Source organism: Sphingomonas guangdongensis, from assembly GCF_900199185.1.
GTDB classification, from domain to species: Bacteria; Pseudomonadota; Alphaproteobacteria; order Sphingomonadales; family Sphingomonadaceae; genus Sphingomonas; species Sphingomonas guangdongensis.
The window spans coordinates 879,673-901,759 of sequence record NZ_OBMI01000001.1; the positions used below are offsets into that span (position 1 = coordinate 879,673).

Genomic DNA, 22,087 nt, shown 5'->3' on the forward strand with positions numbered 1-22,087 from the left:
TCAGGCGCGCTTGCGCGCCGGTGCCGCCGCCGGCTTCTTCGCGGGAGCCTTGCGCGCCGGCGCCTTCTTGGCCGGCGCGTCATCCGTCTTGGCGGCGGCGGTGCTCGCGCCCGGCTTGTCGAGCGACTTCTTGAGCGCGGCCATCAGGTCCACTACGTTTGACCCGCGCGACGGTTTGGCATCGTCCGTGTCGAGCGTGACCTTGCCCGACTTCGACTTGCGCTTGCGCTCGATCAGCTCCTTCAGCGCATCGACGTAGCGGTCGTGGAACTCGGTTGCGTCGAACTTGCCCGATTTCTTGTCGATCAGCGTCGTCGCAAGCTCGAGCAGGTCCTCGTCCGGCTTGTCGTCGGGAATGTCGCGGAAGTAGCTCTGCGCCTTGTTGACCTCGTCGGCGTAGCGCAGCGTCTCCAGCACCATGCCGCGCCCGCACGGCTTCAGCGTCACAACATATTCGCGGCCGCGCAGCGCGAGCTGCCCGAGTGCCACCTTCTTCGCCCGCCGCAGCGCCTCGCGCAGCACGATGAACGCTTCCTCTGCCAGGTCGTCGGCAGGCACGACGTAGTAGGGCTTGTCGTAGTAGATCGCGTCCACCTCGCCGATGTCGACGAACTGGGTCAGTTCCAGCGTCTTCTTGCTTTCCAGCTTGACGCCCGCGATCTCCTCCTCGTCGAGCAGGACATACTCGCCCTTGGCGTACTCGTACCCTTTCATGATCTCGTCGCGATCGACCGGGCCGATGCCGTCCACAACCTTTTCATAGTGGATGCGCTTGCCGCTCGGCTCGTGGATCTGGTGAAACGAGACGCTCGCCCCGCTCTTGGTCGCGGAGTAGATCTCGACGGGGATGGAGACCAGCGCGAGCCTGATCTGTCCCTGCCAATATGCGCGTGCCGCCATCGGCCGGTTCCTCCTGGAGCGAAGTGCGCGAGTCCAAATGGACTCCGCTCCGAGTCGGTTCCGTTACGCCCGCGGAATCGTTGCCGATCGTGTCCAGCCGTTGACGGTTGGGCGTTCCCTCCCCTACGCCACCGCCGTGACCGCGCCCACCATCCTGCTGGTCGAGGACGATCCGCCGCTGCGGACGCTAACCGCGCGCGCGCTGCAGGAAAACGGATACCTCGTCCGCCCGGCCGGCTCTGCGCCCGAGATGTGGCTGGCGTTCGAGGCGGGGCCGGTCGACCTGGTCCTGCTCGACATCATGCTGCCCGGCACCAGCGGCATCGACCTGTGCCGCGCGCTCCGGCGCGAAAGCGACGTACCTATCATCTTCATTTCGGCCAAGGGAAGCGAGACCGACCGGGTGGTCGGGCTGGAGCTCGGTGCCGACGATTACTTGGCGAAACCGTTCGGCACCCGCGAGCTGGTCGCGCGGGTGCGCGCGGTGCTGCGGCGACGCTCGGGCGAAGTCGCGCCGGCGGAGCGGGAGAAGGGCGTGCTCCAGTTCGCCGGCTGGACGGTCAACCTGCCGCGCCGCGAGCTGCTGTCACCGACCGACGCGGTGGTCGACCTGACCGGGGCCGAGTTCGACCTGCTTGTCGCGCTGTGCGAGCACGCTCAACGCGTGATCGCGCGCGAGCGGCTGATCGAGCTGTCGCGCACCCGGCTTGGCGACAGTTCGGACCGCAGCGTCGACGTGCTGATCAGCCGGCTGCGCCGCAAGCTGTCCCGCGACGGAGAAGCAGCGCCGATCGTCACCGTGCGCGGCGTCGGCTACATGCTGAACGTGCCCGTGGAGCGCAGTTGAGGCTGTTCACCCGGCCCGCGATCGGCATCGTCGGGCAGATCTTCGCGATCCTGCTGCTCGCGCTGCTGGTCGAATATGGCGCCACCAGCTTCCTCTACGAGCGCGCCGACCAGTTCTCGATCCGCGACGATGAGGCGAACCGCCTGGCCGAGCACATCGTGCTCGCCCGCAAGGTGGTGAACGACGAACCGGTGCCGACCCGCGCCGCGATCGCGGAGGAGCTCACCACCTCCCGCTACCTGGTCCGCTGGCAGCGCCAGCTGCCGCTGCCGCCGTTCATCGCGCCCTCGCTCGACCGGATGCGCGGCCAGATCGTGACCTGGGAGCCCGAACTCGCCGGACGCGACCTGAAACTCCGGCTGAAGTCGCCCGGTCGGAACGCATACATCACAGGCGGCGTGACGCTGGACGACGGCAGCTGGCTGTATTTCGAAACACGCGAGCCGCTCAACCATCTCGGCTTCTCGCTCAGCCGGCTGCTGCTCGCGCTCACCCCCGCGATCGCGCTGATCTTCATCGGCGGTCTGCTGGTGCGCAACGTCCTGCGCCCGCTCCGACAGCTGGCGGTCACCGCGGACCGGCTGGGTCACGGCACGGTGGAGCCGATCGCGGCGGAGGGGCCGAGCGAGGTGCGCCGCCTGATCAACGCCTTCAACGACATGCAGTCGCGCATTCACCGCCTGATCTCCGCGCGGACGGAGGCGCTGGCGGCGGTCGGCCACGATTTCCGCACCCCGCTCGCTCGGCTGCGGCTGCGTGCCGACGCGGTTCGCGACGAAGAGCTGCGCGACGCGATGCTCGCCGACGTGGTAGAGATGGACGCGATGGTCGCCTCGCTGCTCGCCTATCTCGGCGGGGAGGAGGATCACGAGGCGCCGGTCAGGACCGACCTCGCGGTGATCTGCGCGACGGTGGTGGAGCACGCGACCGACCTGGGCCAGGCGGCCGAGTATCACGGCCCCGACCACCTGGAGGCGACCGTGCGGCCGCTGGGGCTGAAGCGCGCGATCGTCAACCTGGTCGACAACGCACTCCACTACGGCGGCAATGCGCGGTTGTGCCTGGAGCGGACCGCCACCCAGATCCGCCTACGGGTCGAGGACGACGGCCCCGGCATCCCCGAAGACCAGCAGGTCCAGGTGCTTCAGCCGTTCGTCCGGCTGGACGGCGCGCGCTCCCGCGACACGCCGGGGTTCGGACTCGGGCTGCCGATCGTGGTGCGCGCGGTGGAACTGGAAGGGGGCAGCCTGACGCTCCGCAACCTGCCTGCCGGTGGGCTCAGCGCAGAGATCTGGCTACCCGTCGCCCGCTCCTAGGCACGATCGTATCGAAAAAGACGTTTGCACCGCTTGTTTCTGTCGCGTAGCGTTTTCGCGCCGGTTCCCAGCAGCCTTCCGTGCGAATGCGTGAGAAAGGCGGCGGCATCGGCGCAGGAGGAACTTCGCTCACCATCCGCCTGAGGATATGCGCATGAAGTTCCTGAAGAAGACGGCCATCGCCCTGGCGGTGGCAACCATGACAACGGCGCCGGCGCTGGCGCAGGACACCGATCCACCTAAGGACCTGACGGTCAGCGGCAGCGTCGCGCTCGTCTCCGACTACCGCTTTCGCGGCGTCTCGCAGAGCGACGAGGAAATGGCGCTGCAGGGCGGCGTCACCGTGACCCACAAGAGCGGCTTCTACGCGGGCGCGTGGGGATCGAACCTCGGCGGCTGGGGCACGTTCGGCGGCCCCAACCTGGAGCTCGACCTGATCGGCGGCTACAAGCTGCCGATCTCCGGCGGTGCGCTGGATGTCGGGCTCACCTGGTACACCTATCCGGGCGGCGCCGATAATACCGACTTCGCCGAGCCGTACGTGAAGTTGAGCGGCACCGCGGGGCCGGTGTCGCTGCTCGCCGGCGTGGCGTACGCGCCCGAGCAGGAGGCGCTCGGCAACTTCTCCAACACGCCGCAGAGCCGCGGGCAGAGCGAGGACAACCTCTACTTGTGGGGTGACGCCGCGACCGCGGTGCCGGGCACCCCGCTGACGCTGAAGGGCCACATCGGCTACTCGGACGGCAACCCTGGCCTCGGCCCCAACGGGACCAGCGTCGCGCCGACCGGCAAGTACTGGGACTGGCTGCTGGGCGCCGATCTGGTGGTCGGGCCGCTCACCTTCGGTGCGGCCTATGTCGATACCGACATCAGCCGTGCGGAGAGCGCCTACCTGCTGCCGAACTTCAGCTCGACCAAGGACGGCGGCCCGATCGCCGGGCCGCAGGTCGTCTTCTCGGTCACGGCCGTCTTCTGACGCGTACGGTGCGGCGCGGTCAGAGCGCGCCGCCGCCTCGTCCGATTGCCAGCGTCGCCCCGCTGGCGCATGGTCGATTGCGGACGTCCGTGGAGGATCGGCGATGACCAGCCTGCGCCTAGCCGCCTGTTCTCTCCTGCTGCTCCTCGCCGCGGCGGCCGATCCCCCTCCAGCCCCGTGGTTCGGAACGTGGAAGCTGCGGCTGGCGAACCCGGCCGAGCCGCCAGAGACGCTGATCTACAGCGATGCCGGCGGCGGCGCGATGCGGATGGAGTCGGTGGAGGAGAACAGCATCCTCGTCACCCGCTTCGACGGCACACCCGCCCCGGTCGGTGGCAAGGCGGCGGCAGCGGAACGCACCCTAGCGGTCACCGCCGTATCGCCCACCAGCTATCGCTGGCTGTTCGCCGTCGCGGGATCGCCGCGGGTGGCCGGGATCAACACGCTGGCGGACGACGGCCGTTCCTTCACCGAGCGGAGCTGGCGCGTGACCGCGCCGGAGAAGGTCGTCACGCTCATCTACGATCGGCAGTGAGGCAGTGCCGCTCTACGCCCTCGCCGACGCGACCCCGTCGATTGCCGCGGACTGCTGGATCGCGCCGACCGCCGACCTGATCGGCGACGTGCGGCTGGGCGCGGGCGCCAGCGTGTGGTTCGCCGCGGTGATCCGCGCCGACAACACGCCGATCGTCGTCGGAGCGCGCAGCAACGTGCAGGACGGCGCGGTGCTCCACTCCGATCCCGGAGCGCCGCTCGCGCTCGGCGAGGACTGCACGGTCGGTCACCGCGCGATCCTGCACGGCTGCACGCTCGGGCGGCAGGTGCTGATCGGCATGGGTGCAATTATCCTGAACGGCGCGACAATCGGCGACGAGAGCCTGGTCGGCGCCGGCGCGCTGGTCACGGAGGGGAAGCGCTTCCCGCCGCGCAGCCTCATCGTCGGCTCGCCGGCGCGCGCGATCCGCACCCTTGACGATGCAGCGGTGGCGAAGCTCAGGATGTCGGCGGACGTCTATGTGGCCAAGGCCCGGAAGTACGCGACGACGCTGTCCGTGACCGACTGAGGCGGTTTCTTCACCTTCGCATGCCAGTGAGCCCCGATGTCGCCGGGGGCCAAGTTCACGCTCGCGATGTTCGCGTCGGCCTTGCAGGTGCCGCTCCTGTTCCTTGCCCTGGGCGTGTCCGGCTACATGCCGAGTTCGACAGTCGCCCGGCTGGCGCGGGAGCATGCCGACCCGGCTGAGGCGAGGGCGGCGATCGCCCGGGAGCTGGACTATGTCCGGACATCGCGACGGCAGCGCGGCTACAGCCACCTGAGGCCAGAGCAGATCGGCGTGACGGTCCGTCGCTTCCGTTCGTGGCAGAACGATGAAGGCTTCTTGGCGACGACGACGATCGATTGCAGGTCACAATCGCGCTGCACTGTCACCGCCGATGCGCTCGTTCCATACCGAACGGCCACTCGGAGCGTTGTTGCACCATGAACAACCGCGATCAGTCGCCTTCCTGCTGCCGCGACGGCACTGGAGGCCTCAGCCGCCTTTCGTTCCGACAGCTCCGAGGAAGACGTCGACTCCTTGCCGCGCACGCCGCTGCACCTCACCCTCGTCCAGCGGCGCTCGACAACCGTACACCAGCTCCACACGCCAGCTGCCCTGCCAGAGCCCGATCAGGTCGTTGACGGCCTGAGCCGGGTCGATGGGGGAGAGGTCACCCCGACGCTGGCCTGCGGTGATGATCTGCTCCAGCGCCCGCCAGGCGCGGCGCGGCCCGATGTCGAAGAAGGATCGGGCAAGGTCGGGGCGGTGCCGGTGGAGGTGGAGGATCATCGGCTCCCAACCCATGGCATCCGGATCGGCCAGAAAGCGAAGAAAGCGCTCGCCGTAGCGGATCAGCGCCTCTCTGACGCCTTCTGCGTGATCGTCATCCAAGAAAGCGTCGCCCGCGATCCGCTCTGACTCACGCGCGATCACCGCGGCAAGCAGTGCGTCGCGATTTTCGAAGTTGTTGTAGTAGGTGTCTCGCGAGACCCGGGCAGCGGCAGTAACGTGGTCGACGGTGACAGCGTCGACGCCCTGTCGAAGGAAAAGCGTCCGCGCTGCGTCGAGCATCGCCTCGCGCTTGGCGGGATCACGCGGGCGCCCCCGTGTCTTCGTTCCGGTCTCCATCGCCGCAGCTTACCGGCGTCCGAACGCCTCGCGCCAGAAGGTTCGGAGCGGCGACGGCGGGCCGGTCGCGGAAATCGCCTCTACGACCTGGCGCGGATGGCTGTTCGTCCCGCTCGCCTCCGCGATGAGGACATGCGCCAGGTCGGCGCGCGCCGTGTATCGGCCGGAGAGACGCTCGTTTGAGACGGAGACGCTGCCGGTCGGCTCATCGACGTCGTAGAGGCCGCCCGGTCGCACGATCGTCCAGTTCAGGTCGCTTGCGCGGACGATCGCCTCCATGCGCGCCATGTCGTCGTAGAGCGTTCGTCCGACCACCTGGCGCAGGGTCGGGATGACTATTGTCCGCCACCACCAGCTCTCAACTGGGAGCGGACCGGCTAGCGTTGTCGAGCTGACGCAGACCAGACGGGCGCCGCCGTGCTCTCGCATGGCGGCGACGATGCTGCGGGCCCCGTCCGAATAAACGCTGATCGGCTTGCGGCCGTAAGGCACGCCGTAGGTCGAGATGACCGCCTCGGCTCCCATCGTCGCGCGCGCGACCGCCCGCGGGTCGGTCACGTCGGCAGCGGCGACCGTCAGCCCCGGATCGTGCATCGGGAACGCCTCCGGCCGGCGCGTCACCGCGCAAACGTCGTGCCCCGCGGCGAGCGCCTGCCGGACGACTTGCAGGCCGGTCGGCCCACTTGCCCCGAACACAGCCAGCTTCATGGTTTGCCGCGGTCGTTACAAATCGACGCGGTCGTTCTCGACCTTGTATGGCTCGCCGCTCGTCTTCGCCTTGACGAGGGACAGCAGTGATGCGGTGATCGGACCACCGGGCGTGTCCCAGTATTCCGCACCATCGGCATCGATCCGGATCAGTACGGTGTGCGGGTCCTCAGGCCCTTCCGGAAACCAGGCCGACACGCCCGGCCCCCAGAGCTCCTTCAGCTTGGCGGCATCGCGCACGATGGCGGCGTGGCCGCTGATCGACACCCAGGCGCTGCTCGACGCGAAGCTGACGTTAACACGCGGCTCGCGCTCGATCTGCGCCGCCTTGCGGCTGTCGTCGCGCGACACGAACCACAAGCTTCCATCGAACGTGCGCTCGACCGAGCCCATCGGTCGCGAGACGAAGCCACCGTCGCCGTCACTGGTCGTGAGCATGCCGACCTTCGTACCGGCAATCAGGTCGGCCACCTTGGCCGTAGCCTCTGCGTAGCTCTGGTCGGGTTGGGACAAGGCGCGACTCATATTGGAACTCCGTCACAGCTTAGGAATCATATAAGCAGACGATTCAGTTCGGTTATTGTTCCACCGACGGATTGCGTTCGAGAGGTCCGCGACGTGCATCGGACTATTGGACCTGGCCGCGGCCCATGTTCCTGATCGGACCGGACATCGATCCTGCGCGTAGCCTCCCCAACGTCACACCGACGCGCTACAGCGCGCGCCGATGCGCTTCCTCCTTCCCCTGCTGCTCGGTGCAGTTGCGGCGACCGGCTTCGCGCCGCTCGCGCTGCTGCCGGCGACGATCCTGGCGTTCGCCTGGTGGCTGGTGCTCGTCCACCAAGCGTCCAGCCTGAAGCAGGCGCTACTGACCGGGTGGCTGTTCGGGCTGGGTCACTTCACGATCAACAACAACTGGATACAGCACGCCTTCGACTATCAGGACCGGATGCCGCCAGTGCTCGGCTACGGCGCGGTGGTGCTGCTGGCGGTCTACCTTGCCGTCTACCCAATGGCGGCGGCCGGGCTCGCCTGGCGGCTGGCGAGCCCGCGCAGCGTCGGAGCGGACGCGCGGATCGGCCCGTCCTTCGTGCTGGTCGCGGCGGCGGCCTGGATCGTGACGGAGTACGGCCGCGCGACGCTGTTCACCGGCTATGCCTGGAACCCGCTCGGCACCGCGTGGCTGGCGGTGCTGCCGGTCGCGGAGGGCGCGCGCTTCGCCGGGACCTACGCGATGAGCGGGCTGCTGGTGCTGTGCAGCGGTGCGCTGGTGCTGCTGCTCGGGCGGCGCTGGCCGCTGCCTGCCGGCGTCGCCGCAGTGCTCGCGCTGCTACTGGTCGCGCACGCGGTCCGCCCGCCGCTCGTGACGGCCGGTGGCGCGACCGCCGCCCGCGTGCGGGTGGTGCAGCCCAACGTCGAGCAGCAGGTCCATGTGTCGCCCGATCACGCGCAGGCGGTATTGCGCCGGCTGGCCAGCCTGTCCGGCCGGCCGGGCCCCGCCCCGCGGCTGGTGGTCTGGCCGGAGGGGATCGTCGATCCGTACCTGGAGGACGGCTACCCGCCCGCCTGGTACTGGCGCGGCTCGCCGCTTTTGACGCGAGGCGGGATCGCGCGGGTGCTGGGACCGAATGATCGGGCGCTGGTCGGCGGCACCGCGCTCGCCTTCGATCGCCGTGGCGAGATCACGGGCGCGGCGAACGCCATCTTCGTGGTCGGGCCCGACGCACGGCTGGGCGGTCGCTACGACAAGGCGCATCTGGTGCCCTACGGCGAGTACCTGCCGATGCGCGAGCTGCTGGAGCCGCTCGGGCTGTCACGGCTCGTCGCGGGCGAGATCGACTTCCTGCCCGGCGCCGGTCCGCGCGCCGTCAAGGTCCCCGGCTTCGGCCCGGTCGCCATGCAGATCTGCTACGAGATCATTTTCTCCGGCCAGGTGGTGGACCGTCGCGGCGTTCGCCCGCGCCTGCTGTTCAATCCCTCAAACGACGCCTGGTTCGGCAGCTGGGGCCCGCCCCAGCACCTCGCGCAGGCCCGGATGCGCGCGATCGAGGAGGGGCTGCCGGTGGTCCGCTCCACCCCCAACGGCATCTCCGCGGTGATCGCCGCCGACGGCCGGATCCTGGGGGAGGTGCCGCGCCACGTCGCCGGCGCGGTTGAGCTGCCGCTGCCGCCCGCCGCGCCGCCGACGCCGTTCGCGCGTACCGGCAACTGGATGGCGCTCGCCGCGGTGCTGATCCTGCTCGCGCTTGCGATGGTGGCGCGCCGCCGCTAAGCGGCCTCGTATAAAGCAAGCTTTATATGGGCATGGCAACGGCCCGAGGCTTGCTCGCCGCTTCTTCCAGGCCAGAGGACATTCATGCGTTCCACCTATCTCTTCACTTCCGAGTCCGTCAGCGAGGGGCATCCCGACAAGGTCGCCGACCAGATCAGCGACGCGATCGTCGACCTGTTCCTCTCCAAGGATCCGGAGGCGCGGGTCGCTTGCGAGACGCTTACCACCACCCAGCTCGTGGTGCTGGCCGGCGAGATCCGCGGCGAGGGAATCATGGACACCGCCGGTAACTGGGCGCCGGGCGTGCCGGAGGAGATCGAGCGCACGGTGCGCGAGACGGTTAAGCGGATCGGTTACGAGCAGGACGGCTTCCACTGGGAGAGCTTCCGCTTCGAGAACAATCTCCACCCGCAGTCGGCGCACATCGCGCAGGGCGTGGACGCGTCCGGCAACAAGGACGAGGGCGCGGGCGACCAGGGCATCATGTTCGGCTATGCCGCGAACGACACGCCGGACCTGATGCCGGCGACGCTCGACTACAGCCACAAGATCCTGCAGCGCATGGCCGCCGACCGCCACGCCGGCACCGCGCCGTTCCTGGAGCCCGATGCCAAGAGCCAGGTGACGCTCCGTTACGAGGGAAGCAAGGCGATCGCCGCGACCGCGATCGTCGTCTCCACCCAGCACGCCATGGGCTATGACAAGGGCGAGCAGGAGGCCGAGCTCAAGGCCTACGTTAAGTCGGTGGTCGCCGACGTGATCCCGGCCGAGCTGCTGGGCGACGAAACCGAGTACCACATCAACCCGACCGGCAGCTTCGAGATCGGCGGGCCGGACGGCGACGCAGGGCTGACCGGGCGCAAGATCATCGTCGACACCTATGGCGGCGCGGCCCCCCACGGCGGCGGCGCGTTCAGCGGCAAGGACCCCACCAAGGTCGATCGGTCGGCCGCATACATCACCCGCTACCTCGCCAAGAACATCGTCGCGGCTGGTCTCGCCCAGCGCTGCACGATCCAGCTCGCCTATGCGATCGGCGTGTCGAAGCCCTTGTCGCTCTACGTCGACACCCACGGGACCGGCACCGTCGGCGACGACAAGATCGAGGAAGCGATCGGCCGCATCGAGAAGCTGGGTGGCCTCACGCCGCGCGCGATCCGCACGCACCTGCAGCTCAACAAGCCGATCTACGCCCGCACCGCCGCCTACGGCCACTTCGGCCGTCAGGCGGAAGGCGACTTCTTTCCCTGGGAGCGCACGGACCTGGTCGACGACCTGAAGGCCGCGCTCGCGGCCTGACGGCGCGGGTCAGCTCAGGATCAGCTTCGCCGCGGCGATCAGCAGCACCGCGCCGATCGCCTGCACCAGCCGCTCGGTCGGCAGTCTGACCGTCCCGAGCGTGGTGCCGATCACCGCGCCGATCCCGACCGCGACCACGAACAACGGCAGCGCCGCCGGCAGCGCGCCGACGCTCGACAGATTGCCGGCGAGCCCCGCGAGCGAGTTGCCGAGGATGAACACGGCGGCGATGCCGCTCGCGCGACGGGCATCCGACCAGCCGAGGAAGAGCAGCAGCGGGCTGACGAAGATGCCGCCGCCGGTCCCGGTCAGTCCGGACAGCAGCCCGACCCCGGCGCCGCTCGCGGCCGCGCCGGGCCAGGGTGCGGCATGAGGCAGCTGCGCCTGCCGGAGTGGGCGGGGCCACAGCAGCCGCACGCCCGCGATCATCAACACGACGCCGATCAGCGGCCGGTAGATCGCGCCATCGAGCGTGATACTACCGCCCAGAAAGGCGAGCGGCATCGCGCCGAGCAGGAGCGGCACGATCAGCCGCCGGTCGAACTGCCCGGCGCGGACGTAGCGCCAGGAGGTGAAGCTCGCGACCAGGATGTTGAGCACCAGCGCGGTCGGCTTCATCGTCGCGGGCGCGACGCCGAACAGCGCCATGATCGCGAGATAGGCGGACGCCCCCGCGTGGCCCACCGAGGTATAGAGCGCCGCGCCGAGGCAGAACAGCAGGCAGATGGCGGCGAGGGTAACTGGATCCATATCCGGCGCGATATAGCAGTGTTGGGCGCCGGACCAGCGCCCGATCGCCGCTTGCCTTTGCCGCCCGCGCGGGTCACGCTCCCCGCCGAGCAAGGGAGAAGTCCGGTGCGGCACGTCCTCGCGTCTATGTTCCTGGTCCTCCTCCCCTTCGTGCCGGTCGCGGCGCAGGCGCCGGCTCCCCGGCCCATTGTCGTTGCCGCCGACGCGCCTTGGCGGCACGCGAACAGCGGCATGACGATGCCGGTGACGCTGTTCGGCTTTCCGCGCACGCAGGTCCGCGAGTTCGAAGCGCCTGAACTCGACGTGGTCGGGACATGGCAGCGCGACGACGACGAGCTGACCGTCTATGTCACGCGCAGCACGGCCGGGTCGGTGCCGGTCTGGTTCGATCGCGCGACCTGGGCGATCGAGACCCGCCCCGTCTACGGCCGGCTCACTCCGGCGCAGCTCCCCGCGGCCTTGAGGGTGCCGGGAGCAGCGGTCGATGCCGGTCTGATCGCAACCTGGACGACCGAGGGGGCGTATCGCGGAACCGGCGTCGCGATCATGCCCATGGGCGAGTGGCTGGTGAAGCTGCGCTATTCCTCGACCAGCAGGGACGGAGCGGCGGTCGCTGAAGTCCTCCGTTCCGCGATTGCAGGGCTCGGCTGGCCTGCCGTCATTCCGGCTACGGCGGCGGCGCAGCCGATCGCGGCCTGCGCCGACCAGCTTAGCTACAAGGGCACGGCCAAGGATGCGCCGGCGTCGATGCAGACGGCCCTGGCGGGCGCGCTCGGCAGCCTCGCGGTCCAGGGCGCGTCCGGAACCCGCCCGACCTTTTGCCGTGAGGGGCAGCGGGATCAGGCGTTCGGGCTCTATCGCCCCGACGGTGCGAGCGACCGCTACTTCATCGCGCTGTCGGACGCGGGACGCGGGGTCGTGGTCGGTCCAGGGATCGGCCCGCTGTTCGACAAGACAGCGAAGCCGAGCTGGTCGGTGGACCTCGCGCTGCCCGGGCAGACGATCAACTTCGCACCGCAGGATCGCCTGCCGCGGCCCGAACGCGCGTTGGCGCTGCTCCGCACCAAGCCGGCGTCGAGCACGTCGACCCACGGGCCAAAGCGCCAGATCACGCTACCGTCGTCGCGCTAGGACGCGCTACGCCTCGTCATCGCTGGCAGGACGGCAGCCTCGATCGCGCCGACCGCCGCTTCCGCCGCATAGCCGATCAGCGCGCCGGCGATCACGTCACCGGCGTAATGCTTGCCGATCGGCAGCTGCATCGCCCCGACCGCCGTCGCGCTCACGGCAGCCGCCGGTGCGTGGGCGGGCCACGTCCGCGCCGCCGCGCGCGCGACGGCGACTGCGCCGGCGGTGTGGCCGGACGGGAAGCTGCTGTAGTGGTGCGACCGGCTGCCGCCCTTCTCCAGCCGGTAATCATAGCCGTCGTCGACCGAATGGGGCCGGGTACGGTCGACGCTGCGCTTCACCGCGGTCTTGATCGCGGTGGCGAGGAGGTGGCTCGCCAGCATCCGCGCGCCGCCGCGGGTCAGCGCCGGGCGTCGCAGCACCAGCCCCGCCGCCAGCGTCGCCGCCGAAAGCGCGATAAGCGGCGGCTGATCCGACAGTTCGTTGACGGCCGCCAGAACCCGCATCGGCCCCGACTGGCGCTCCGCCGCCGCCGTCTCGCTCATCGCGCGGTCGATGTGGTGGAGCTTCTTGGCGGTACGCTTTGCCTTGGTCATCCGCACCTAACGGGTGGCACGTCAGGCGGTTGCGGCAAGGCGGCGCCCGGCCTATCCGCCCCTCCGCCATGATCGATCCCGCCACCCACCGCCAGCTCTACGGTCGTCGTCAGGGGCACAAGCTGCGTGCCGGTCAGGCGGCGCTGGTCGAGGAGTTGCTGCCGACCGTCGCCGTGCCCGAAAGCGGCCCGCTCGACGCCCGCATGCTGTTCGGGAATGACCGGCCGCTCGAGCTGGAGATCGGCTTCGGCGGTGGCGAACATCTCGCGGCCCAGGCGGCGATGCGGTCCGACCACGGCTTCATCGGGTGCGAGCCGTTCCTGAACGGCGTGGTCGGGGCGCTGAACCATGTCCGAGACGCGGCGCTCGGCAACGTGCGGCTCCACATGGGCGATGCGATCGAGGTGCTGGATCGGCTGCCGGACACCAGCCTGGAGCGAGTCTACCTGCTCCATCCCGATCCCTGGCCCAAGGCACGCCACGCCAAGCGGCGGATGGTCAACGACGGCCCGCTCGACCTGATCGCCGCCAAGCTGAAGCCCGGGGGCGAGTTCCGGCTGGGAACCGACGATCCGACCTACTGCCGCTGGGCAATGATGGTGATGACCCGGCGGCGCGACTTCGTGTGGACTGCCGACTGCGCCGCCGACTTTCTCACCCGTCCAGCGGACTGGCCGGAAACCCGCTACGAGCGCAAGGCCCGCCGCCAGGGTCACGAGGTCTGGTACTTTCGCTACGTGCGGGTCTGAAGCGGCGTCATCGCGGCGCGAGCAGCCCTTCCGCCATCGTCCGGAAGGCGAGCGTCGCGCGGTCGAGCACCGCCGCCGGCTCCTCCGCCGCCGCCACCCACAACGCCGCGGTCAGCGCCGCGCCGTTCAGCAGCCGCGCCGCCGCCTCGATGTCGACGGGTTTTATGACGCCGTCCGCGTGCAGTTGCGACAGCGTGGCGATCGTCACCGCCAGGCACGCCTGCTCGCCGGGCCAGGTGGACGGATTGCCGAGTACGGCGGGGCCGTCGAGCAGCATGATCCGCTGCACCTCCGGATCAAGCGCCATGCGGATATAGGCGACGCTCTCCGCCATCAGCCCCGACCAGGCGTCGGGCGCGGCGGCGCGCGCCGCCGCCAGCCGAGCCGACATCTCGCCGTCGAGCTGCGCGATCACCGCGGCGAGCAGCCCCTTCTTGTCGCCGAATCCGTGATACAGCGCGCCGCGGGTAAGCCCGGCCGCGGCGGTCAGCTCGTCCATAGACGCAGCCGCATAGCCCTGACTCGCGAACGCAGCCCGCGCGGCAGCGATCAGCCGGTCGCGATTGGCGGCCGCCCGCTCCGCGCGGCGCGCGGTGCCATCACGCTTGATCTTCTCCGTTGACATACGTCTCGTATGTTCCCATTTGCTCTTTCATACGGCGCGTATGTAGGCGTCGTGATCAAGGTGCGCCAGCTGCCTGCGGGCAGCGTGGCGCGCCAGCGAAAGGTTCAGCCATGTCGACCCGTGATGCCGTCACCCTGACTCACCGCCACGCACTCTACGATGCGCACCGCTACTCGCCCGCCGTTCGCGCAGGAGAGCTGTTGTTCGTGTCCGGCCAGGTCGGGAGTCGGGAGGATGGGACACCCGAGCCGGACTATGCCGCGCAGGTCCGCCGGGCGTTCGCCAACCTCCACGCCGTGCTCGCCGCGGCCGGGCTCAGTTTCCACGACGTGATCGACGTGACGTCCTTCCACACCGATCCGGAGCGGCAGTTCGAGACCTTCATGGCGCTGCGTGAGCAGGAGATCGGCACGCCTCCCTATCCGACCTGGACGGCGGTAGGCGTCACCTGGCTCGCAGGCTTCGACGTCGAGATGAAGGCCATCGCCCGCTTTCCGGAGGGCGGATGATCTACTCGCCGCGACCGGCCCGCTTGCGATCGGGTCCGGTGCGGCGATCCGCCGCCGGATAATGGGACACGCGAGGGGTGAGTCGGTCGAGCGTCTGTTGACGGCTATGCTCCAGGAGCATGGCGAAGCGCCGAAGCGATGACATGGAGCCTCCTGACGTTCTCGGTCTGGCGAGCCTCAAGACCGCAATCCAGCGATGCCGTTCCCTGCCGCGTCGTTGATCGGCGATCGAAGCGCGGCGTATCGTTCGCCTTCTGTCGGCGTCAGGCGGGCGTGTGACCGCTCCGTCGCCACGCCCGCGCGAGCAGGCGACCGGCCAGCGCCGGCAGTCCGGGGCGCAGCAGCAGCCAGTCGCGGATCGCCGGCCCGGCCTCGGCGCCGATCGTGCGCTTGTACCCACTGTCACCCGCGCCCCAATCAACCCGGGTGATCCCTTCCGTCAGCGCCCGCACGAGGTTGCGGTAGTAGAGCAGCTTGCCTGGCGAATGCTTGCCGACCCGCGGATCGTAGCTGTTGGCGATGGCGTACTTCAGCGCGCCGGCGTTGAGATCGAACGAGAAGGCGGCGGGCGCGCCGTCGATGCGGAGCACCGCCGCCCACATCATCCCCGCGATCACCGGATCGATCGCGGCGGCTCGCCAGAACGCGCCATGACCGCCGTTCGTGAACTTGGCGTCGCGCCCGTCGGTGCGCTCGGCGATCCAGCTGAGCTGCTCGACCCGGGCGAGTGAGTCGAAGGCCGCGTCGTTCCAGTCCGCGCCGGTGACGAACGCCCAGTCGAGCGCACCGTGCGCGGCCAGGTGCTTCTCGTGGAAGCGGTTCTTCTTGAGCGTGGATGCGCGTGGCCAGCCGCCGCCGTCCTCAGCCGCCGCCATGTCGAGCACGAAGCTTTCCGCCACGAAGCGGTCGATCACGCACCAGCCCCGCCCCCGCGCCGCCGCCAGCAGGGGCGCCACCACTGCGTCCTCGTCATAGACCGGCCCAATCCGCAGGCCGCTGTTCGAACGGGCAAGCACCATTAGTGCCGCGCCATAGTCGCGATCGTCCGCGTCGATCACGGCCGGGAAGCCGCGGAACGGCCAGTAGCAGCCCGGAACCTGCGCCAGCCCCAGCGCGCGTGGACCGAACGGCACAATTGGAATGGCCAGGCGCGGCTCGTCTCCGTCCTCCACCACCAGCGTGCGCGCAGTCCCGCCGTAGGCGTGGAGCGCGGCGGCGAACCACTGCCGGCGCAGGAAGGCGTGGCTCTCCGGCCCGCGCGCTGCCACCGTGTCGATTGCGGGCGCCAGTCCGTCGACCATCGTCGCGGCCGCGGCGCGGCGAAAGGCGGAGGCGGGGACAGGCTTGGTCATCGCCCGCGCGTGTAGCAGCTGAGGCGTTACCAACCGGTGCAGTTGCCTCCACGCGGCGGACCCCGCATAACCGCCGCCATGCCGCCCGCCCTCGGTCTCGTCACCGTGTCCACCACGATCCAGACCGCGATCGCCCCGGTCTTCCTGCTCGCCGGGATCGGCGCCGTGCTGAACGTCATGGCGGGGCGGCTCGCGCGAGTCGTCGATCGGGTGCGGGCGCTGGAGGCGCTGCACCCCCGCTCGACGGGTCCAGAGCATGAGCGGCACGTGTGGGAGCTGCGCATCCTCGACCGCCGGATCACGGTGATCAACGTGGCGTTGAGCCTCTGCGTCGCGAGTGCGGTTGCGGTGTGCATGGTGGTGGTCGCGTTGTTCATCGCGCGCTTCGTCAGCTGGCGGTTCGGCCCCGTGATCGCCGCGCTGTTCATCATCGCCATGGTCCTGCTGACCCTCGGCCTGCTCGCCTTTCTGCACGAGGTGCGCATTTCGCTGCGCTCGATTCACGTGCGGGCCGAGCTGCTGGAGGAAGAGCAGCGGCGGTGAGCCGCGATGCCGAAAAGCGGCTGCTCCAGGCGGTCATGGCGGTCGTGCTGCTGTTGCCGGCGAGCGCCGTGATCCCGAGCATCATCGGGGGGCCGCGCTTCCTCGGTCACCCGCCTGTCGTCTCCGCCGATCTCGACAGCCACTTCCGCTACCTGTCGGGTCTCTTCCTCGCGCTGCTTGTCCTGTTCGCCGGCACGATCCCCGCCATCGAGCGCCAGGCGGCGCGGGTTCGGCTGCTTGGCGCGATGGTCGTGGTGGGCGGGCTCTGCCGGCTGCTGTCCCTCGTCCTCGTCGGGGTGCCCTCGATCGGCCACCAGCTCGGCCTGGCGGTCGAGCTGGGCGCCGTGCCGCTGCTCATGCTCTGGCAGGCCCGTCTGGCGCGTCGCTACGCGCGCTCGATCAGCGCGGCGTAGCAGCCGCGCCGCGCATAGTGCGCGTGCAGATAGGCGACGCGCGGCTCCGCCAGAAAGCGGGTGATCAGCGCCTCCAGCACGATGCCCTCGACCAGGTCGGCGTCGATCATCGCGTGCCCGACATCGAACGCACGCAGCGAGATCGGACGGCGTCTCAGCACGTCGGGGATATGGCCGACAACGACCGCCTGCTCGGTCGCGCCCTCCGCCACGAAGATCGCGTGCGCGGATCGGTACGGCGTCGGGGCCGGCTGGTGGACGTGGTTGAGCAGCAGCACGGTCTCACCCGGTTCGACGTCGCGCAACGCGACCCGGTCAGGCGCGCTGAACGGCTCCGACACCCGGACCCGCTCCACCCCGCGCACGGCAAGCTGAGCGTCAGGCAGGCCGTAGAGCGGCGCAAAGGCGGCGGGCGACAGGCCCGAGATGCGGTAGGTCATACGGATCGGCTCCCGGCTGTGTGCCGGGGCGATGCGCCCTTACCGTCGCCCGGGCATCCCGGAAGCTGCGGCCAAACCGGTCAGCGCGCGCCCTCCATCCCCGGTCCGGCGTCGGCCGTGGGCAGGTAGCGCGGCGCCACGCGCGCGCGCGCGGCCTGCTCGAACGCGTAACCGGCGGCGAGCAGCTGCTGCTCCGACCAGGGCCGCCCGATGAAGCTGAGACCGGCGGGCAGCGAATCGATCAGCCCCATCGGCACCGTCAGGTGCGGGTAGCCGGCGATCGCGGGCAAGCTCGACGCACTCGGGCCGTCGTAGCTGTCGCCGTGAACCGGATCGATCAGCCAGCCGGGACCTGTGGTCGGCGCGACGTACAGGTCGGCCCTGGCTTCCGCGAGGATGGCGGCGATCGCGTCGCGGCTGGCCTTCTGCGCCTTGGCGAGTGCGGCCGTGTAGGCGGGGTCGGCAAGGCCCTTCGTCGCCTCGGCGCGCACGAACAGCTCCTGCCCGAAATAGGGCATCTCGGCGGTGGCCTGCGCCTCGTCGAACGCGATCACCTGCGCGAGCGTGCGAGTGCGGACCGCGGGCGCGGCGTCGGCGAGATAGGCGTTGAGATCGGCCTTCAGCTCGGTGAGCAGGATCGTGAGCGGTGCGTCGCCCAGGTCGGCGCGCGGCGCCTTGACGTCGACCAGCACCGCCCCCGCCGCGGTCAGCTTCGCCAGAGCCGCCGTGTAGAGCGCCTGGAGGTCGGGCGACAAGTCCTGGCGCAGCACAGCGATCCGCTTGCCGCGGAGCGCATCGACCGACAGGCCGGCGGCATAGTCGCGCCGGTACGCGTCGGCGCCGCCCGTCGCCTTGTCGGCGGGATCGCTGCCGACCATCGCGGAGAACAGCAGCGCCGCGTCGCGGACGCTGCGGGTCATCGGGCCGGCGGTGTCCTGGCTGTGGCTGATCGGCACGATCCGGGTGCGGCTGACCGCGCCCACCGTCGGCTTCAGCCCGACCAGCCCGTTGATCGAGGACGGGCACACCACCGAGCCGTTGGTTTCGGTTCCCAGCCCCCCCGCCGCCAGGCTCGCGGCCACCGCGCTGCCGGTGCCCGAGGAGGAGCCGCATGGCGTCCGATCGAGCGCGTAAGGATTGCGCACCTGCCCGCCGACCGCACTCCATCCGCTCATCGACCGGGTCGAGCGGATGTTCGCCCATTCGCTGAGGTTGGTCTTGCCGAGGATCACCGCGCCTGCCGCCCGCAGCCGTGCGATCACCGGCGCATCGCGGCGGGTGATGTTCTCCTTCAGCGCCAGGCTGCCGGCGGTGGTCGGGACGGCATCGCCCGTCTCGATATTGTCCTTGACCAGGATCGGCACACCGTGGAGCGGGCCGCGCACCCGTCCGGCTCGCCGCTCGGCATCAAGCGCGCGGGCCTGCGCGACCGCGTCCGGGTTGATCGCGATGACGCTGCGCAAGGCCGGCCCTTTGCGGTCGAGCGCGGCAATGCGGTCGAGGTAGGCGCGGGTCGCCGCCTCCGACGTCGTGGCGCGGCTCGCCAGCCGGGTGCTCAGGTCGGCGAGCGAGAGTTCCTCCACTCGCGCCCGGTCCTGCGCCGCGGCAGGAGCCACCGCCAGTGCCGCCGCCGTCACCGTCCCGACCAACCGCATCGCCGTCCCTTCCAAGCTCACGAACGGACAAGGCTAGGCGGCGGTCCGGCGACGGGCAACGGCGATCATCCACAGCTTGATCCACGGCAAAATATTTTCGCTGTCCGCCATCCCCACTTGCCTTTTCAGGAGGTGAGGATTGTCCACGCGTCGCCGGTTCGTTCCGGTTGCACAATCCGTTCGCTTGCGACGGATGGCAGCGTTGCCGCGACATTTACCGACTTGCGTCGGATCGCGATCGGCCACAAGCTGTTGTGGTTGGATCGGGGGACCAACCCCAGCATTGGTGATCTTCCGCTTCGGCCGGTGGTCGTCGCGAAGGTGGGACCGGTGCCCCGGACAGAGCCGATGATCCTGTTTTGTTCTGCAAACAGGCATTACATAGGGCGGACACCCGAGTCGGGTTCGCTTCAGCGTAGCAAGGGACGGGTGGCATGGATTTTCGGGACGGTGCGGAGAGCGCGATGACGGATGCAACCACCATGATCGCGGAGGCCACGGCGACGATCGCTGCGACCGCTCGTCCCGCGAATCTCAATGATTCGCGTAGCATCGCCAAGCCCTATCCCGTCGAGGTCGATCACGGCCGCGACGCGCTGCTGACCGACTTCGGCAAGGAGACGCTGAAGGATCGTTATCTGCTGCCGGGCGAGACCTTCCAGGACCTGTTCGTCCGCGTCGCCTCCGCCTATGCCGACGATGCCGCGCACGCGCAGCGGCTGTACGACTACATCAGCCGCCTGTGGTTCATGCCGGCGACCCCGGTGCTGTCGAACGGCGGCACCGGTCGCGGGCTGCCGATCAGCTGCTACCTCAATTCGGTGCCCGACAGCCTGGAGGGCATCGTCCAGACCTGGAACGAGAACGTCTGGCTCGCCAGCCGCGGCGGCGGGATCGGCACCTACTGGGGCGGCGTGCGCGGGATCGGCGAGCCAGTCGGCCTCAACGGCAAGACCAGCGGGATCATCCCCTTCGTCCGGGTTATGGACTCGCTGACGCTGGCGATCAGCCAGGGCTCGCTGCGCCGCGGGTCGGCGGCCTGCTACATCGACGTGAGCCACCCGGAGATCGAGGAGTTCCTGGAGATCCGGAAACCCTCGGGCGACTTCAACCGCAAGGCGCTGAACCTCCACCACGGCGTGCTGATCCCCGACGCCTTCATGGAGGCGGTGCGCGAGGGCGCCGAGTGGACGCTGCGCAGCCCCAAGGACGGGTCGGCGCGCGGCACGTTGGACGCGCGCGCACTGTTCCAGAAGCTGGTGGAGACCCGCCTCGCGACCGGCGAGCCGTATATCGTCTTCTCCGACCACGTGAACTCGACGATGCCCAAGCACCACCGCGAGTTGGGCCTCAAGGTGTCGACGTCCAACCTGTGCAGCGAGATCACGCTGCCGACCGGCCGCGACCACCTGGGCAACGATCGCACCGCGGTGTGCTGCCTGTCGTCGCTGAACCTCGAAACCTGGGATCAGTGGAAGGACGAGAAGGGCTTCATCGAGGACGTGATGCGCTTCCTCGACAACGTGCTGACCGACTATATCGAGCGCGCGCCCGACGAGATGGCGCGGGCGCGCTATTCCGCGGGCCGCGAGCGTTCGGTCGGCCTCGGCGTCATGGGCTTCCACTCCTTTCTCCAGGCGCGCGGCCTGCCGATGGAAGGCGCGATGGCAAAGTCGTGGAACATGAAGATGTTCAAGCACATCCGCGCCCAGGTCGACGAAGCGTCGATGCAGCTCGCGGTCGAGCGCGGGCCCTGCCCCGACGCCGCCGAGATGGGCGTGATGGAGCGCTTCAGCTGCAAGATGGCGATCGCGCCGACTGCGTCGATCTCCATCATCTGCGGCGGCACCAGCGCGTGCATCGAGCCGATCCCGGCCAACATCTACACCCACAAGACGCTGTCGGGCTCGACCAGCGTCAAAAATCCGCACCTCGAGCGGCTGCTGATCGAGAAGGCCAAGAACGCCGATGCGGTCTGGAACTCGATCCTGGAGCGCGGCGGCTCCGTCCAGCACCTCGACTTCCTCGACGAGGAGGAGAAGGCGGTGTTCAAGACCAGCTTCGAGATCGACCAGCGCTGGCTGCTCGAACTCGCGGGTGACCGCACGCCGTACATCGACCAGGCGCAGTCGCTGAACCTGTTCATCCCGGCCGATGTCGAGAAGTGGGACCTGCTGATGCTCCACTTCCGCGCGTGGGAGCTCGGCATCAAGTCGCTCTACTATCTCCGCTCCAAGTCGGTGCAGCGTGCCGGCTTCGCGGGTGCCGAGGGCCAGGGCGGCGTGGAGGCGGACAACACGCTCGACAAGCCGCAGTTCTCGCTCGGCGAGAGCACGGATTACGATGAGTGTTTGGCGTGTCAGTGAAGCGGGCAGCCTAGGATTGCGCCAGCAATCCTAGGGCATGCCGCGGCGGGCGGCGGTGCGGCGCGGCCGCTCCGTCCGACGTCGCGGCGACTTAGAGGAACGGTGATCCGATGATCGCGACCAACCAGCCCCGGAACGACGAAGCGCCGCCCCGCGCATCGCGGAACGGCGCCTCGGATCGTCACGCGGTCAGCGGATCAGAGCGGCTGGCCGCCCTCTTCCTCTTCGAAGGTGACCGCGACGTCGGCGTTGGCGGACAGGCGGACAGTGTCGCCCTCGACGTCCGCGACCAGCCCGGTCGAAATATAGTGGTGGTGCCCGGCGTGCGGGTTGTCCGCTCCCTCGACCTCCGCACCCGAGTCCTTCTTGGTCAGCTTGATGCGGTCGCCCTCGACCTTGTCGACGGTGCCGACGTGGACGCCGTCCGCGCCGATCACTTCGGCATGTTCCTTGATCTGGCTGATGTCGGCCATGG

The 22,087-nt window shown here is 69.4% G+C and carries 25 protein-coding genes; 14 read left to right on the forward strand and 11 right to left on the reverse strand.

Going from position 1 to position 22,087, the window contains the following annotated elements:
* Window positions 1–900, reverse strand: a complete 900-nt coding sequence (gene ku, locus CRO12_RS04150; RefSeq protein WP_097062702.1) for a non-homologous end joining protein Ku — start codon at window positions 898–900, stop codon at window positions 1–3.
* Window positions 901–1,036: 136 nt separating this feature from the next.
* Between ku and CRO12_RS04155 the strand changes: the two genes are divergently transcribed.
* The 6 genes from CRO12_RS04155 (at window position 1,037) to CRO12_RS04180 (ending at window position 5,523) form a co-directional block, all read left to right on the forward strand.
* Entirely contained in the window at window positions 1,037–1,747 is a 711-nt protein-coding gene (locus CRO12_RS04155; RefSeq protein WP_097063340.1) for a response regulator, read from the forward strand.
* Entirely contained in the window at window positions 1,744–3,063 is a 1,320-nt protein-coding gene (locus CRO12_RS04160; RefSeq protein WP_097062703.1) for an ATP-binding protein, read from the forward strand. Before CRO12_RS04155 ends, CRO12_RS04160 begins: the two co-directional genes overlap by 4 nt.
* A 154-nt stretch (window positions 3,064–3,217) precedes the next feature.
* Entirely contained in the window at window positions 3,218–4,039 is an 822-nt protein-coding gene (locus tag CRO12_RS04165; protein ID WP_097063341.1) for a TorF family putative porin, read from the forward strand.
* Window positions 4,040–4,142: 103 nt separating this feature from the next.
* A complete protein-coding gene (locus CRO12_RS04170) occupies window positions 4,143–4,574 on the forward strand; it encodes a hypothetical protein (protein WP_097062704.1) in 432 nt (143 codons plus the stop codon).
* Between the two features lie 4 nt (window positions 4,575–4,578).
* Window positions 4,579–5,103, forward strand: coding sequence for a gamma carbonic anhydrase family protein (locus CRO12_RS04175; RefSeq protein ID WP_097062705.1), 525 nt, complete (start codon window positions 4,579–4,581; stop codon window positions 5,101–5,103).
* Window positions 5,104–5,139: 36 nt separating this feature from the next.
* Window positions 5,140–5,523 (forward strand): hypothetical protein, encoded by a 384-nt coding sequence (locus tag CRO12_RS04180; protein WP_097062706.1) that lies wholly within the window; start codon window positions 5,140–5,142, stop codon window positions 5,521–5,523.
* Window positions 5,524–5,571: 48 nt separating this feature from the next.
* Here CRO12_RS04180 and CRO12_RS04185 read toward each other — a convergent pair whose 3' ends face one another.
* The 3 genes from CRO12_RS04185 to CRO12_RS04195 are packed head-to-tail and all read right to left on the reverse strand — an operon-like array spanning window position 5,572 to window position 7,440.
* Window positions 5,572–6,207, reverse strand: coding sequence for a TetR/AcrR family transcriptional regulator (locus tag CRO12_RS04185; RefSeq protein WP_097062707.1), 636 nt, complete (start codon window positions 6,205–6,207; stop codon window positions 5,572–5,574).
* A 9-nt stretch (window positions 6,208–6,216) separates the two neighbouring features.
* Window positions 6,217–6,915: an NAD(P)-dependent oxidoreductase gene (locus tag CRO12_RS04190; RefSeq protein ID WP_097062708.1), complete on the reverse strand. Its 699-nt coding sequence runs from the start codon at window positions 6,913–6,915 to the stop codon at window positions 6,217–6,219.
* Between the two features lie 15 nt (window positions 6,916–6,930).
* Window positions 6,931–7,440 carry a pyridoxamine 5'-phosphate oxidase family protein gene (locus CRO12_RS04195; RefSeq protein WP_097062709.1) on the reverse strand — a complete coding sequence of 170 codons (510 nt, stop codon included), beginning with the start codon at window positions 7,438–7,440 and terminating at the stop codon, window positions 6,931–6,933.
* Between the two features lie 202 nt (window positions 7,441–7,642).
* Between CRO12_RS04195 and lnt the strand changes: the two genes are divergently transcribed.
* A complete protein-coding gene (lnt, locus tag CRO12_RS04200; protein WP_097062710.1) occupies window positions 7,643–9,187 on the forward strand; it encodes an apolipoprotein N-acyltransferase in 1,545 nt (514 codons plus the stop codon).
* A gap of 84 nt (window positions 9,188–9,271) precedes the next feature.
* On the forward strand, window positions 9,272–10,486 hold the full coding sequence (metK, locus tag CRO12_RS04205; RefSeq protein WP_097062711.1) for a methionine adenosyltransferase: 1,215 nt from the start codon (window positions 9,272–9,274) through the stop codon (window positions 10,484–10,486).
* Window positions 10,487–10,495: 9 nt separating this feature from the next.
* Here the strand turns inward: metK and CRO12_RS04210 are convergent, their stop codons facing one another.
* Window positions 10,496–11,236, reverse strand: coding sequence for a sulfite exporter TauE/SafE family protein (locus CRO12_RS04210; RefSeq protein WP_097062712.1), 741 nt, complete (start codon window positions 11,234–11,236; stop codon window positions 10,496–10,498).
* A gap of 105 nt (window positions 11,237–11,341) precedes the next feature.
* Here CRO12_RS04210 and CRO12_RS04215 point away from each other — a divergent pair, with 105 nt between their 5' ends.
* Window positions 11,342–12,367 carry a hypothetical protein gene (locus tag CRO12_RS04215; RefSeq protein WP_144033519.1) on the forward strand — a complete coding sequence of 342 codons (1,026 nt, stop codon included), beginning with the start codon at window positions 11,342–11,344 and terminating at the stop codon, window positions 12,365–12,367.
* Here the strand turns inward: CRO12_RS04215 and CRO12_RS04220 are convergent.
* Window positions 12,364–12,960 carry a phosphatase PAP2 family protein gene (locus tag CRO12_RS04220; protein WP_097062714.1) on the reverse strand — a complete coding sequence of 199 codons (597 nt, stop codon included), beginning with the start codon at window positions 12,958–12,960 and terminating at the stop codon, window positions 12,364–12,366. The two genes, CRO12_RS04215 and CRO12_RS04220, sit on opposite strands and share 4 nt — an antisense overlap.
* A 68-nt stretch (window positions 12,961–13,028) precedes the next feature.
* Here CRO12_RS04220 and trmB point away from each other — a divergent pair, with 68 nt between their 5' ends.
* On the forward strand, window positions 13,029–13,709 hold the full coding sequence (trmB, locus tag CRO12_RS04225) for a tRNA (guanosine(46)-N7)-methyltransferase TrmB (protein ID WP_097062715.1): 681 nt from the start codon (window positions 13,029–13,031) through the stop codon (window positions 13,707–13,709).
* 7 nt (window positions 13,710–13,716) lie between these two features.
* Here the strand turns inward: trmB and CRO12_RS04230 are convergent, their stop codons facing one another.
* The gene (locus CRO12_RS04230) at window positions 13,717–14,334 is read right to left on the reverse strand and encodes a TetR/AcrR family transcriptional regulator (protein ID WP_097062716.1); all 618 of its coding nucleotides are present in this window, start codon (window positions 14,332–14,334) and stop codon (window positions 13,717–13,719) included.
* A gap of 110 nt (window positions 14,335–14,444) precedes the next feature.
* On the opposite strand from CRO12_RS04230, the gene CRO12_RS04235 reads away from it, so the two are divergent.
* On the forward strand, window positions 14,445–14,843 hold the full coding sequence (locus CRO12_RS04235; protein ID WP_097062717.1) for a RidA family protein: 399 nt from the start codon (window positions 14,445–14,447) through the stop codon (window positions 14,841–14,843).
* Between the two features lie 263 nt (window positions 14,844–15,106).
* On the opposite strand, the gene CRO12_RS04240 is transcribed toward CRO12_RS04235, so the two are convergent.
* Window positions 15,107–16,195 (reverse strand): GNAT family N-acetyltransferase, encoded by a 1,089-nt coding sequence (locus tag CRO12_RS04240; RefSeq protein ID WP_097062718.1) that lies wholly within the window; start codon window positions 16,193–16,195, stop codon window positions 15,107–15,109.
* 78 nt (window positions 16,196–16,273) lie between these two features.
* Here CRO12_RS04240 and CRO12_RS04245 point away from each other — a divergent pair, with 78 nt between their 5' ends.
* Window positions 16,274–16,738, forward strand: coding sequence for a DUF2721 domain-containing protein (locus CRO12_RS04245; protein WP_097062719.1), 465 nt, complete (start codon window positions 16,274–16,276; stop codon window positions 16,736–16,738).
* Entirely contained in the window at window positions 16,735–17,151 is a 417-nt protein-coding gene (locus CRO12_RS04250; protein WP_245858202.1) for a DUF4345 domain-containing protein, read from the forward strand. The genes CRO12_RS04245 and CRO12_RS04250 overlap by 4 nt, the downstream gene beginning before the upstream one ends.
* Here CRO12_RS04250 and CRO12_RS04255 read toward each other — a convergent pair.
* Window positions 17,124–17,591: a DUF1203 domain-containing protein gene (locus CRO12_RS04255; protein WP_097062720.1), complete on the reverse strand. Its 468-nt coding sequence runs from the start codon at window positions 17,589–17,591 to the stop codon at window positions 17,124–17,126. The genes CRO12_RS04250 and CRO12_RS04255 overlap by 28 nt on opposite strands.
* A gap of 80 nt (window positions 17,592–17,671) precedes the next feature.
* Entirely contained in the window at window positions 17,672–19,246 is a 1,575-nt protein-coding gene (locus CRO12_RS04260) for an amidase (RefSeq protein ID WP_097062721.1), read from the reverse strand.
* Between the two features lie 434 nt (window positions 19,247–19,680).
* Here CRO12_RS04260 and CRO12_RS04265 point away from each other — a divergent pair, with 434 nt between their 5' ends.
* Window positions 19,681–21,612, forward strand: a complete 1,932-nt coding sequence (locus CRO12_RS04265; protein ID WP_097062722.1) for a ribonucleoside-diphosphate reductase subunit alpha — start codon at window positions 19,681–19,683, stop codon at window positions 21,610–21,612.
* A gap of 197 nt (window positions 21,613–21,809) precedes the next feature.
* On the opposite strand, the gene CRO12_RS04270 is transcribed toward CRO12_RS04265, so the two are convergent.
* Window positions 21,810–22,085, reverse strand: coding sequence for a DUF2171 domain-containing protein (locus tag CRO12_RS04270; protein WP_097062723.1), 276 nt, complete (start codon window positions 22,083–22,085; stop codon window positions 21,810–21,812).
* Window positions 22,086–22,087: the final 2 nt, after the last annotated feature.

Excerpts from the sequence above, each read along its gene's own strand:
- ku (WP_097062702.1), bottom strand. The coding sequence starts at position 900 with ATGGCGGCACGCGCATATTGGCAGGGACAGATCAGGCTCGCGCTGGTC.
- CRO12_RS04165 (WP_097063341.1), top strand. The coding sequence starts at position 3,218 with ATGAAGTTCCTGAAGAAGACGGCCATCGCCCTGGCGGTGGCAACCATG.
- CRO12_RS04170 (WP_097062704.1), top strand. The coding sequence starts at position 4,143 with ATGACCAGCCTGCGCCTAGCCGCCTGTTCTCTCCTGCTGCTCCTCGCC.
- CRO12_RS04180 (WP_097062706.1), top strand. The coding sequence starts at position 5,140 with ATGTCGCCGGGGGCCAAGTTCACGCTCGCGATGTTCGCGTCGGCCTTG.
- CRO12_RS04185 (WP_097062707.1), bottom strand. The coding sequence starts at position 6,207 with ATGGAGACCGGAACGAAGACACGGGGGCGCCCGCGTGATCCCGCCAAG.
- CRO12_RS04190 (WP_097062708.1), bottom strand. The coding sequence starts at position 6,915 with ATGAAGCTGGCTGTGTTCGGGGCAAGTGGGCCGACCGGCCTGCAAGTC.
- CRO12_RS04195 (WP_097062709.1), bottom strand. The coding sequence starts at position 7,440 with ATGAGTCGCGCCTTGTCCCAACCCGACCAGAGCTACGCAGAGGCTACG.
- lnt (WP_097062710.1), top strand. The coding sequence starts at position 7,643 with ATGCGCTTCCTCCTTCCCCTGCTGCTCGGTGCAGTTGCGGCGACCGGC.
- metK (WP_097062711.1), top strand. The coding sequence starts at position 9,272 with ATGCGTTCCACCTATCTCTTCACTTCCGAGTCCGTCAGCGAGGGGCAT.
- CRO12_RS04210 (WP_097062712.1), bottom strand. The coding sequence starts at position 11,236 with ATGGATCCAGTTACCCTCGCCGCCATCTGCCTGCTGTTCTGCCTCGGC.
- CRO12_RS04220 (WP_097062714.1), bottom strand. The coding sequence starts at position 12,960 with ATGACCAAGGCAAAGCGTACCGCCAAGAAGCTCCACCACATCGACCGC.
- trmB (WP_097062715.1), top strand. The coding sequence starts at position 13,029 with ATGATCGATCCCGCCACCCACCGCCAGCTCTACGGTCGTCGTCAGGGG.
- CRO12_RS04230 (WP_097062716.1), bottom strand. The coding sequence starts at position 14,334 with ATGTCAACGGAGAAGATCAAGCGTGATGGCACCGCGCGCCGCGCGGAG.
- CRO12_RS04235 (WP_097062717.1), top strand. The coding sequence starts at position 14,445 with ATGTCGACCCGTGATGCCGTCACCCTGACTCACCGCCACGCACTCTAC.
- CRO12_RS04240 (WP_097062718.1), bottom strand. The coding sequence starts at position 16,195 with ATGACCAAGCCTGTCCCCGCCTCCGCCTTTCGCCGCGCCGCGGCCGCG.
- CRO12_RS04245 (WP_097062719.1), top strand. The coding sequence starts at position 16,274 with ATGCCGCCCGCCCTCGGTCTCGTCACCGTGTCCACCACGATCCAGACC.
- CRO12_RS04255 (WP_097062720.1), bottom strand. The coding sequence starts at position 17,591 with ATGACCTACCGCATCTCGGGCCTGTCGCCCGCCGCCTTTGCGCCGCTC.
- CRO12_RS04260 (WP_097062721.1), bottom strand. The coding sequence starts at position 19,246 with ATGCGGTTGGTCGGGACGGTGACGGCGGCGGCACTGGCGGTGGCTCCT.
- CRO12_RS04265 (WP_097062722.1), top strand. The coding sequence starts at position 19,681 with ATGGATTTTCGGGACGGTGCGGAGAGCGCGATGACGGATGCAACCACC.
- CRO12_RS04270 (WP_097062723.1), bottom strand. The coding sequence starts at position 22,085 with ATGGCCGACATCAGCCAGATCAAGGAACATGCCGAAGTGATCGGCGCG.